Here is a 10,396-nt window from a genome sequence, read left to right on the forward strand (position 1 = left end):
AGATATTTTTCCCGCTCAATCACATGGGTCATTGCTTTTCGGGATGCTTCCATTTAGGGAGGCGGGGCGTAAACCTGACAGGGAGGACATCATGGCAAAATTTTTATTTGTTTTGAGCAAGGACGACAACGAATCCGCCACGCGCTGCTTTCAGTTCGCCCGCATCGCCCACACCAAGGGGCATCACGTCAATCTGTTTTTCATCGACGGTGGCGTGGCCTGGGCCGACAAAGCCCGGGATTTGAGCCAGAAGACCATCACCGGAGACTGTCCGGCCGATTACCTGCCCTATCTGGTGGACAACGAGGTGGAGGTCGGCGTGTGCACGCCCTGCGCCAAAAACCGAAACCTGGACGAAGCGAGCTTCTTTCCGAACATGCAGCTGGATGGCGGCCCGCACCTGATCGACATGGCCGCCGAAGCCAAGGTTTTCAACTTCTGACACACCCGGCCGCCAGATACCTTCGTGGTTATCTGGCGGCGATGCTCCGCGAGATGAAGCGCCGGGCGTCCTCGAACAGGCCCTGATTCTCGAAGGGTGTCAGAAACACGGTCCGCACCGCGCCGACAATGGCGGCGTAAACCATGTGGGCAGTGTTGCGCACCGGCAAGGGCGCGATGGACCCGTCACGGATGCCCCGCTCCAGGTTGACTTCGATTTCCCGGATCAATTCCGCGAATTTCGAGGCAATCTTGTGCCGGTCCAAATGCGGGTTGTCGTCGCTGAACGGCGAACAGCGGATCAGGGTCGGAAAGGTCGAGCGGTGGGTCTGGGTAAAATTCAAGTAGGACGTGACAAAAATATCCACGGCCTCCAAACCATTTTCAGCCGCCGCGATGTCCGCCCGGATGGTGGCCAGCATGGCGTCGATCATCTCGTGCCCGGCCACCAGAAACAGGTTTTCCTTGTTGCCAAAATAATGCGCGACCAGGCCAAAGGCCACGCCCGCCTTTTCGGCGATCATGCGCATGGTCGTGCCCGCGTAGCCGTACTCGGCGAAAAGCTCCTGGGCCGCCGTCAGAATCTCATCTCGTTTACTCGCCACTGATTATCCCTTTTCGCGAATCCATTCCGTTCTCCAACGCTTCTCCCCGGTCATCCGAGGCCGATTCACCGGCAGTGTCCTCTCCCACCAGCGCGGCCGCCCGCGTGAAGCTCAATAATTCCTAATAAAACGCCTCGGCGGTGAACTTGACGAATTCCTCGATCTTGTCGCCGCTCCGACTGACAACTTGCCACGGTTCAAGCCGGGAAATCTCTGCTTGGAGCCCCTTGGCCGTCTTGCCGCTGCACCCAAGAATTTTTTGCATTGAACCAGACGCAACGCCCTCGCATTGAAAAATATATGCAAATTCAAGCAATTCCTGAAAGTTGAAAAAATCCTGCTGATAGTCGTTGGGCGATTGACTAGCGAAAAACACCACCACCCTTTCGAGCGCCCCTCACGGATGATGCGTTGGCAGCTGTTCGTCCTCGCTGGTCAGGCTCATGGTTCCTCCTCCGGGAGGCCGCTTAAGGGCAACTGTTTGAGCATGCGGTCGAAGTCGCTCTCAAACAGACGGTCCTGGGTGATGCGATATTTCTCAAACTCGCTTTCGGCGTGGGCCTTAGCGATTTCGGCGGTCACCTTGCCCGCGTCCTGCAAAATCTCGCGGTCGGTGGCCGCGATGAAGCGGTTCAGGCGGGTTTCCCAATCCTGCATGGTCATGGGAATCTTGCGCAGAGCCATATCCTCGGCAACATCGAGATAGGCGGCAACGAGCCGACTGAGCTGTGCCATTTCGTCTTCGGTCAGGTAATTCTTGGCCACGCTGACGTCGAACTTCTGGATTTTCCCAGACGGCGCGTCTTTCCAGGTGATCAACCCCATGTGCTGTTTGTTGGCGTCGGCTCGGTTAACGATGACCTCCGCCGCCGTCTGCCCATGGATGGCCCAGTGCAGCTTATTCTGCACGGTGGCAAAAAAGCGCTCGGTGGCCTGGGCCGTCAGGTCATAGTCAATGGCCGTGGCATAAATATCTGTGATCTTCTGATAGAACTTGCGCTCGGAGAGGCGAATCTCACGAACGCGCTGCAACTGTTCTTCGAAATACTGGTCAACCAGGATGGAGCCGCCGCTCTTGATCCGCTCATCGTCCATCACGTAGGCCTTGATGGTGTACTCATCGATGATAGTGGTGGCCCACTTGCGGAATTGCACGGCCCGTTCGGAGTTCACCTTGTAGCCAACGGCGATGATGGCTGACAGATTGTAGTGTTTGGTGTTGTAGCTTTTGCCATCGGTGGCAGTTATTCGAAAATTTCGAATAACTGCATCTTCCTGCAACTCACTGTCCGAGAACACTTTTTTCAGGTGGTAGTTGATGGTATGGGTCTCCACATCGTAGAGCATGCCCATCATCCTCTGGGTCAGCCAGATGCTTTCATCGGCATAGACCGCCTCGACGCCGCCCGAGCCACTGGCGGCGACAAAGGTCAGATATTCCGCCGCCGAGGAACGAACGATGGAGACCTCCTTGCCCTTCTTTTTCTTCCCTGTCATGCCCGCGCCGCCTCCTCGATACATCGCTCGAAGCGGGTTTTGACCTGGTCGAGAAGTTCCCGTGCCTGCTCCGCGCTTTCGGTGGTTTGGTCGTCCAGCCACGGGGCTCCCTGTTGAACCGATTGCGGTGCTTCCCAGACCTGGAACTTGCGAATGTCGAAGAGGTACAGCTCCAACTGCCCGGACAAGCCGCGCTGGTACTTTTCAACCTGGGACCTTCCCGCTTGGCTGTTCAGGTTCATGATGCGCATAAAAAATTCCGTGGTTCGGTTCTGACACTTCCATGCCGTCTTCCCGTGAATGATGCTGTCGTTTCGAGAGAAGCTCCCGCCCGTGTTATTCCCGGTCATCTTCCGCCGAGTCCGCCGCCGCTTCATCCAAGAGCGATAGCAGCGCGGCCGCCCGCGTGAATTCTTGCCAAACTTCGGCCGGCACGTCCTCGAACGGGTCGCGACGCAGCGCTTCAAGGATATCGTTCCTGGTGGTGGCTGCAAGGCCCGCCTCCCTGGACAGACGGAGCAGGTCGTCCGTCATGGCAGATCCAGCTCCAGGCCCACCGGGCAGTGATCCGAACCCAGGACATCGGCCGCGATCCAGGCGTCACGGACCGCGCCCGTCAGCTCCTCGGACACGAAGAAATAGTCGATCCGCCACCCCACGTTGCGGGAGCGCGCGCCGAAGCGGTAGGTCCACCACGAATAGGCGTCGGCGACATCACCGTTTTTCAGGCGAAACGTGTCCACATAGCCATGGGCGATGAAGCGGTCGATCCAGGCCCGTTCGATGGGCAAAAAGCCCGAGGTGTTTTCGTTGGCCTTGGCGTTTTTCAGATCAATTTCGCGGTGGGCGGTGTTGAAATCCCCACAGACCACGATGGGTTTGAAGCGGCGCAGTTCCTGGGCGTGGTCCAGAAACGCGTCGTAAAAGCCCATCTTGAAATCCAGGCGGTCCTGACTCATCTGGCCATTGGGAAAATAGATATTGAAATAATGAAAATGTTCGAATTCCAGCCGGATGACCCGGCCCTCGCCCTGGTAGCGCGGGTCCGGCAGACCGTAGTGCACGCCCACCGGCTCCAGGCGGGAGTAGCAGGCCGTGCCGGAATAGCCCTTCTTGGACCGGGCCGCGTTCCAATAACAGCGATAGCCGTCGAAATGCCGGTCCGCGCCGACCTGATGCTCCTCGGCCTTGACCTCCTGCAGGCCGAGCACGTCGGGCCTGGCCGACTCCAGCCACTCCCGAAACCCCTTGCCGAGCACGGCCCGAAAGCCATTCACGTTCCAGGACACAAGACGCAGGCTCATCGGATGCGCTCCAGACGGCCGCGCAAGCCGGATGCGTCGTGCGTGACGCGGACAAAACCACCCTCGGCGAAGGCCCCCGGATTGAACAGTTCCGAGCGTCCCAGACGGTCCTGGCCATGGGCTTCGTGGATATGTCCGGTGATGACGATGGCGGGCTGAAATTCCTCGATCAGGGCGCGCACGCCGGGGCTGCCCACGCTTACGCCCGAGTCCAGCCGGTCCAGGGTCATGCCGTGGGGCGGCGTGTGGACCATGAGGATGACATGCTCGAAGGCTGCGGCCTGCTCCAAAACCTGACGCACCCATCGGCTGATCTGGTCTTCACCGACCTCGGACGGCGTGCCGAACGGGGTCGGCGTGGAGTAGCCGACAGCGGCCAGACCCACGCCGCGCCCCAGGTCCGTGACCCGGCCATGGGCGTTGTGGCCGCGCTCCGTCAACAAGGCATCCGCCTCGGCGGTGTCCATATTGCCGATCTGGGCGAAAATACGCGGATTGCGGGCCTCGATGGCCGCAAGCACCCGCGTCGCCCTTTCCCGGCCGCCGAAATTGGTCAGATCTCCGGACACAAGCACGGCGCTGGCCTGCTCCAAATCCGGAATACGGGCGACACCACCGATTGACTCGTGAATGTCGCCAAAAGCGATCCAAAAACGTTCCATGTCCTGCATTTGCCTCTCATGGGGAAGTTGATTAGGAATCCTGCCTCCCTGTCATGGTAAAGGAGCACCCAGAGGCATGCAAGAGTCGAACAAAGCGGAACTTCGGAATCTTTTCCGGACCAGACGCCACAATCTGACCCGGGACAAAAGGAGCGATGCCAGCGCCCGCATCCGGGCCCGCCTCCTGGACCTGCCCGAAACCCGGCTGGCCGGATCTGTCCTGCTCTACGTGCCGACCAAAAACGAGGTCGATACCTGGCCCCTGCTGGAGCATTTCTGGACCGTCGGCGTCCAGGTCCTTCTGCCCCGCTGCCGCGACAACCAACCCGGCTTCATGGATATCCACGCCGTGAACAGCGCGGCCGAGCTGGGCCCGGGCCAGTTTGGCCTGACCGAGCCCATCCTCGGCCTGGCCCCGCTGGTGACCGAACCCGAGCCGGACCTTATCCTCGTTCCGGCCCTGGCGTTTGACCGGCGCGGCTTTCGCCTCGGCTTCGGCGGCGGCTACTATGACCGTTTTTTAACCTGCCTGACCCACCCGCATCTGCGCGTCGGCCTGGCCTATGATTTTCAAATCGCGGAGCGCCTCCCGGCCGAACCCTGGGACATGCCGGTTCAGTGCATCATCACCCAGGACACCATCATCTTCACGGAGAACCAATCATGAGCGTGGACTTTCTGGATTTTCGCTTTCCCGGCCTGGACCGTGTGCGCTGCGTCTTCAGCATGCGCAGCGGCGGCATCAGCCAGGGCCCCTTTGCCCAGGGCAACCTGTCCCTGGAAGTGGGCGACGACGCCGAAGCCGTGCGCGCCAACCGCGAGGAGCTGCGGACGCGCCTTGGCGTGCGGGTTTGGCAGGAACTGCGTCAGGTTCATGAACAGGCCGTGTACATGGACCTGGAGACGGACTTTTTCGACGGCCCGACCATCGAGGGCGACGGGTTGTGCACCACCCGCCCCGGCCATGCCCTGGTCATGAAAACGGCCGACTGCCAGGCCATCCTGCTGGCCGACATGGATGGCCGCCACGTCGCGGCCCTGCACTGCGGCTGGAGGGGCAATGCCGGCAACTTCCCTGGAGACGGGGTACGCAAATTTTGCGCCTATTACGGCGTCGATCCAGCGCGGATCATGGCCGTGCGCGGTCCGAGCCTGGGACCGGGCAAAAGCGAATTCGTCAACTTCGAGAACGAGTGGAACCCCATGTTCAGATCCTACTACAACCCCGAAACCAAAAGCGTGGACCTCTGGACCCTGACCCGCAACCAACTCATGGGCGTGGGCATTCCGGGCCGCAATATCTTTTCCCTGGACCTGTGCACGGCCTCGTCGGAGCAGTTCTTTTCCTACCGCCGCGACAAAATCACCGGCCGCCAGGTGGGCATGATCTGGATCGAGGAATAGGCAGCCCGGCCACCACATCAACATCAACCATTCCCAACCGCGACGCCTGGCTGTCCAATGCCGCCGCGCCGAGCCTTCAAGGATATCCGATGACCCTGACCCTTCGCCTGCTAATCCTGGCCCTGATTCTGACCGTCTCGGCCTGCGCCAAAAAAGCGCCCGAACCGATGCCGCCCGCGCCCCAGGAGCGCGCCCCAGAGCCGGCCCCCCTGCCACGGCCCGAAGTCACGCCCGCGCCAGTCCAGCCGGCCGAAGACGAATCGTGCGCCGAATGCGAGGCACTCAATCAGGGCAAAAGCAGCGAGGCCTGCTTCAAGCTGCAGCCCGGCAAAACAATCAAGGTTAAAAAGGGCAAAAAAACCAAGACAATAACCACACGTTGCCAGCCCCAGAGCCTGATCTACGCCCGTTGCCGCACCGGCATCATGACCTGCCGTCTGGGTGACACCAGCCCGGTGCAGTGGTTCGCCTGCGCGCGCAAGCACAAGGCGACCACGTCCACGCCCAAACCCGGATCGGTCATGGTCCTGGACGTGAACAAACGCCGGGGCATGCCCACGGGCCATCCGGCCTATGTCGAGGACGCCACCCGCAACAGCGACGGCACCTGGACCCTGCGCATCAGCCACACCAACTACGACCGCAAATGCCACCTGGACAAGGATGCCAAGGTCATCTTCTATCCGAATACCATGGAGGCCAGCTTCATGACCGGCCCCTGGGGCGCCTGGGCCAAAAAACTCAAGGTCCGCGGATTCATCCTGCGTTAGCCATGCAACCCCGCGTTCTACCGCACGATCCGGCCAGGGAATACTTCTTCCTTGAGGGCTGTTTCATCACCGAACTGTCCAACGGCCCTGACGATCCGGCCGTGTCCCTGGCCCGGGCCAGGGTCGAACCGGGTCGGACCACGACCTGGCACGCCTTGCGGGGCACGGTAGAGCGCTATCTGATCCTCGAAGGCCGGGGTCTGGTCGAAGTCGGGGACCAGCCGGCCTGCCCGGTCGGGCCGGGCGATGTGGTCCTCATTCCGTCCGGATGCCGCCAACGCATCACCAATGCGGGCAGCGCGGACCTCGTGTTTCTGGCCGTCTGCTCACCGCGATTTTCGCCCGAAAACTATCTCGACCTGGAAACATAGCGCGCCGGTTCAAGCCGGCGCAATTTTTTCCAAGACAAACCAGCGGCCCCGGAACTATCACCCACCCCATGCACGCACCTTCGGTCACATTCTGGAGAACCCGGCCCGGTCTGGAAATCAGCCGGGTCGAGGCCAGCGCCCACGTTTTTCCGGCCCACTTCCATGACGAGATGTACTCCATCACGATCATGCACGCGGGCGCGAGCCTCTGCCTGGGACCGGGACAGGACGAACGCACCCTGCGCGCGGGCCAGGCCTGCCTGATCAATCCGGGGCAAATCCATTGCTGCGTTCCGGTCCGCAAAACAGCCGTCACCTACTCCATGATCCATATTCTCGCGGACACCCTGCGCGATCTGGCACTCGATCTGCCCGAGGCCCAGAAAAACGGACCATCCCGGAGCCGGTCTGTCTGGCCGGAATTCACGACGACCATCTGCACCCGCCCGGACCTGATCGCCGTTTTGGAGCGCCTTGTCCTCGTCCAAAGCGAACCCCGCGGAGAATTGGAGCGGGAATCAGCCCTGGTCCGGGCCATGGGGGATGTGCTCCGCGCCCATGGAGGTCTGGTTGAGGCCAATCATGGTCTTCAGCCCCTGGCCGTACGCCGGGCCAAGGATATTCTCTCGTCCGGCCTGGAACGCAAGCTTACCCTTCAGGAACTGGCCGATGCCGTGGGCCTGAGCCGGTACCATCTGCTGCGTCAGTTCAAACGCCAGACCGGGGTTCCGCCCCATGTCTTCCGCACCCAGCTCCGCGTGGACCAAGCCCGCATCCTGCTCCGTCAAGGCATGCCCCTGGCCGAGGTGGCCCAGGCCACGGGCTTCACGGACCAAGCGCATTTCACCAACACCTTCAAGCTCTACACCGGCGCCACGCCGGGCCAGTACGCCAACCGCCGACACGCCGACTTCCGGCACGGAGACGCCGCATGAAATCCGATTCCACCCGTCATGAATCTTCCCCGCTTTTCCCCCGCCTGGCCGTGCTCGGCGCGGTCATCCTCTGGGGCGGATCGTTTTCGGCCATGCGCACCGCCCTGGACGTGCTCCCGGCCTGGACAGTGATGTGGCTGCGCATGGTCATCGCCCTCATCTGCATCCTGCCCCTGATCCGCACCGTGCGCCTTGACGGCTACCGTCCCGGCGACTGGAAGCTCCTGGTACCCACTGTCCTGCTCCAGCCCTGCCTCTATTTCTGGCTGGAATCCTCGGCCCTGAGTCTGACCTCCTCGGCCCAGGCCGGAATCATCTCGGCCTCGGTGCCGCTTCTGGTCGGCTTTGGGGCCTGGCTGGTCTTCAAGGAGTCCATGCGCCTCGCCACGGCCGCCGGACTGGCCCTGTCCCTGGCCGGAGTCGCGGTGCTCAGTCTCTCCGGCCAGGCCACGGATCAAGCCCCGGCCCCGCTCGTGGGCAACACCCTGGAACTTCTGGCCATGGCCTGCGCGGCCGCGAACATGCTCCTCATCCGTACCCTGGGCAGACGCTACAGCCCGTGGAGCCTGACCGTGCTGCAAGTCGTCACGGGTTGCGTCTTCTTTTCGCCCGGAGCGGTCCACCTGGGGTCCGTGTCCTGGGATATGTTCGACCAGCGCCTGATCCTGACCCTCCTCTTTCTGGGCGCGGGCGTGACCCTGGGCGCGTTTTCCCTGTACAACTGGTCCATCACGCGCATGAACGCGACCACGGCCGCCGCGCACATCAATCTCATTCCGGTCATCGCCGTGGGCTGCGGCTTCTTTTTCCTGGGCGAAACCATGACCCTCGTGCAACTGGTCGCGGCCCTGACCGTGCTGGCCTCGGTCCTCATGACCCAGCGCCCGGCGCCGGTCCGAAAGTGACGAAACACGCCCCACGGCCGCCTGTCTTGTGGCGAGCCCCGGAAGCCTGTATCCCGGCGGCATGAGTCCCTCACCCCAACCAGGACCTCCGCCATGCACGACAACGACATCGCCCTGATCGGCCTGGCCGCCATGGGTCAGAACCTGGCCCTGAACATGGCCCGCCACGGTCTGCGCGTCACGGTCCATAACCGCACCTGGACCAAGACCGAAAACTTCATGACCGGACCGGCCAGGGGCCACGCCATCCTTGCCGCCCGCGATCTGAAATCCGTGGCGGCCTCCCTGGCCCGGCCGCGCAAAATCTTTCTCATGGTCAAGGCCGGACAGGCCGTGGATGACCTGTTGGACGAGCTCCTGCCCCTGCTCGAACCAGGGGACATCGTCATGGACGGCGGCAACTCCCATTTCGCGGATACCGCCCGCCGCGTGCAGCGTTTGGCACGCCAGGGCCTGCATTTTCTGGGCGTGGGCGTTTCCGGCGGCGAACAGGGCGCCCTGCACGGGCCAAGCATCATGCCCGGCGGTCCGCGCCCGGCCTGGGAACAGGTCGCGCCCATGCTGAAAGCCATCGCCGCCAGGGCCGACGACGGCCGCCCCTGCACGGCCTACATGGGCGAGGATGGCGCCGGACATTTCGTGAAAATGGTCCACAACGGCATCGAATACGCGGACATGCAGCTCATCGCCGAGATCTACGATCTGCTGCGCCAAAGCGCCGGCCTTGGCGCGGCGGACATCGCGGACACGTTCGAAACCTGGAACCACGGGCCGCTCCAATCCTTCCTGATCGAAATCACGGCCACTGTTCTACGAACCACGGACAAGGACACGCCGCTCGTGGACCTGATCCTGGACAAGGCCGGGAGCAAGGGCACGGGCCGCTGGACCACCCAGACCGCCCTGGACCTGGGCGTGGCCACGCCGACCATCAACGCGGCCGTGGACGCGCGCCTGCTTTCGGCCCTGACGACCGAACGCCAAACAGCCAGCGCCCTTCTGTCCGGCCCCACGGAACCATGCGCCCCACCGGATTTCGAATCTCTCGGCCAGGCCCTGTTCGCGGCCAAACTCGTTTCCTACGCCCAGGGCTTCGCCCTGCTCCGGGCCGCCCGCGACACCTGGGCCTGGAGTCTGGATCTGCCCCAAATCACGCGTGTCTGGCGGGCGGGCTGCATCATCCGCGCCGCCTTTCTGAACGATCTGGCCAAAGCCTTCGACACCGCCGATTTGCCCAACCTGCTTTTGGCCCCAACCTTCGGGCCAAGGCTCGAAACCGGCCAGACCGCCCTGCGCCAGACCGTGGCCCTGGCCGCGCGACACGGCATCCCGGTTCCGACCCTGGCCGCGTCCCTGGCCTATTACGACAGCTACCGCGCCGCCCGTCTGCCCGCCAATCTGATCCAGGCCCAACGCGACTTCTTCGGCGCCCACCGCTTCGAGCGCATCGACCAACCCGGCGCCTTTCACTGGGACTGGAGCGCGTCGTGACATGATATGAT

At 62.4% G+C, this 10,396-nt stretch carries 14 protein-coding genes and 1 pseudogene; 8 read left to right on the plus strand and 7 right to left on the minus strand.

Features of this window, described 5'->3' with window-relative positions; genetic code table 11:
• Positions 1-91 precede the first annotated feature (91 nt).
• Positions 92-442 carry a sulfur reduction protein DsrE gene (locus tag EOL86_09020; GenBank protein ID NCD25717.1) on the plus strand — a complete coding sequence of 117 codons (351 nt, stop codon included), beginning with the start codon at positions 92-94 and terminating at the stop codon, positions 440-442.
• Positions 443-470: 28 nt separating this feature from the next.
• On the opposite strand, the gene EOL86_09025 is transcribed toward EOL86_09020, so the two are convergent.
• The 7 genes and pseudogenes from EOL86_09025 to EOL86_09055 all read right to left on the minus strand — a co-directional run bounded on the left by EOL86_09025 (position 471) and on the right by EOL86_09055 (position 4,518).
• Positions 471-1,046: a TetR/AcrR family transcriptional regulator gene (locus tag EOL86_09025; protein ID NCD25718.1), complete on the minus strand. Its 576-nt coding sequence runs from the start codon at positions 1,044-1,046 to the stop codon at positions 471-473.
• A gap of 121 nt (positions 1,047-1,167) precedes the next feature.
• Positions 1,168-1,460: pseudogene (locus EOL86_09030) on the minus strand (DUF1832 domain-containing protein).
• Positions 1,461-1,487: 27 nt separating this feature from the next.
• Positions 1,488-2,543, minus strand: coding sequence for a cell filamentation protein Fic (locus EOL86_09035; GenBank protein ID NCD25719.1), 1,056 nt, complete (start codon positions 2,541-2,543; stop codon positions 1,488-1,490).
• Positions 2,540-2,794 (minus strand): hypothetical protein, encoded by a 255-nt coding sequence (locus EOL86_09040; protein ID NCD25720.1) that lies wholly within the window; start codon positions 2,792-2,794, stop codon positions 2,540-2,542. The genes EOL86_09035 and EOL86_09040 overlap by 4 nt, the downstream gene beginning before the upstream one ends.
• A gap of 85 nt (positions 2,795-2,879) precedes the next feature.
• A complete protein-coding gene (locus EOL86_09045) occupies positions 2,880-3,077 on the minus strand; it encodes a hypothetical protein (protein ID NCD25721.1) in 198 nt (65 codons plus the stop codon).
• Positions 3,074-3,847: an exodeoxyribonuclease III gene (gene xth, locus EOL86_09050; protein ID NCD25722.1), complete on the minus strand. Its 774-nt coding sequence runs from the start codon at positions 3,845-3,847 to the stop codon at positions 3,074-3,076. Before xth ends, EOL86_09045 begins: the two co-directional genes overlap by 4 nt.
• Positions 3,844-4,518, minus strand: coding sequence for a serine/threonine protein phosphatase (locus tag EOL86_09055; GenBank protein ID NCD25723.1), 675 nt, complete (start codon positions 4,516-4,518; stop codon positions 3,844-3,846). Before EOL86_09055 ends, xth begins: the two co-directional genes overlap by 4 nt.
• A gap of 67 nt (positions 4,519-4,585) precedes the next feature.
• Between EOL86_09055 and EOL86_09060 the strand changes: the two genes are divergently transcribed.
• From EOL86_09060 to gndA, 7 genes are all read left to right on the plus strand, one after another.
• A complete protein-coding gene (locus tag EOL86_09060; protein ID NCD25724.1) occupies positions 4,586-5,176 on the plus strand; it encodes a 5-formyltetrahydrofolate cyclo-ligase in 591 nt (196 codons plus the stop codon).
• Positions 5,173-5,913, plus strand: coding sequence for a laccase domain-containing protein (locus tag EOL86_09065; GenBank protein ID NCD25725.1), 741 nt, complete (start codon positions 5,173-5,175; stop codon positions 5,911-5,913). The genes EOL86_09060 and EOL86_09065 overlap by 4 nt, the downstream gene beginning before the upstream one ends.
• An 89-nt stretch (positions 5,914-6,002) precedes the next feature.
• Complete coding sequence (locus tag EOL86_09070) at positions 6,003-6,683, plus strand: CHAP domain-containing protein (GenBank protein NCD25726.1); 681 nt, start codon at positions 6,003-6,005, stop codon at positions 6,681-6,683.
• Positions 6,684-6,685: 2 nt separating this feature from the next.
• Positions 6,686-7,054, plus strand: coding sequence for a cupin domain-containing protein (locus tag EOL86_09075; protein ID NCD25727.1), 369 nt, complete (start codon positions 6,686-6,688; stop codon positions 7,052-7,054).
• On the plus strand, positions 6,952-7,989 hold the full coding sequence (locus tag EOL86_09080) for an AraC family transcriptional regulator (GenBank protein NCD25728.1): 1,038 nt from the start codon (positions 6,952-6,954) through the stop codon (positions 7,987-7,989). Before EOL86_09075 ends, EOL86_09080 begins: the two co-directional genes overlap by 103 nt.
• Entirely contained in the window at positions 7,986-8,894 is a 909-nt protein-coding gene (locus EOL86_09085; protein NCD25729.1) for a DMT family transporter, read from the plus strand. The genes EOL86_09080 and EOL86_09085 overlap by 4 nt, the downstream gene beginning before the upstream one ends.
• 93 nt (positions 8,895-8,987) lie before the next feature.
• The gene (gene gndA, locus EOL86_09090) at positions 8,988-10,385 is read left to right on the plus strand and encodes an NADP-dependent phosphogluconate dehydrogenase (GenBank protein ID NCD25730.1); all 1,398 of its coding nucleotides are present in this window, start codon (positions 8,988-8,990) and stop codon (positions 10,383-10,385) included.
• Positions 10,386-10,396: the final 11 nt, after the last annotated feature.

The organism is Deltaproteobacteria bacterium (assembly GCA_009930495.1).
Classification (GTDB): domain Bacteria; phylum Desulfobacterota; class Desulfovibrionia; order Desulfovibrionales; family Desulfomicrobiaceae; genus Desulfomicrobium.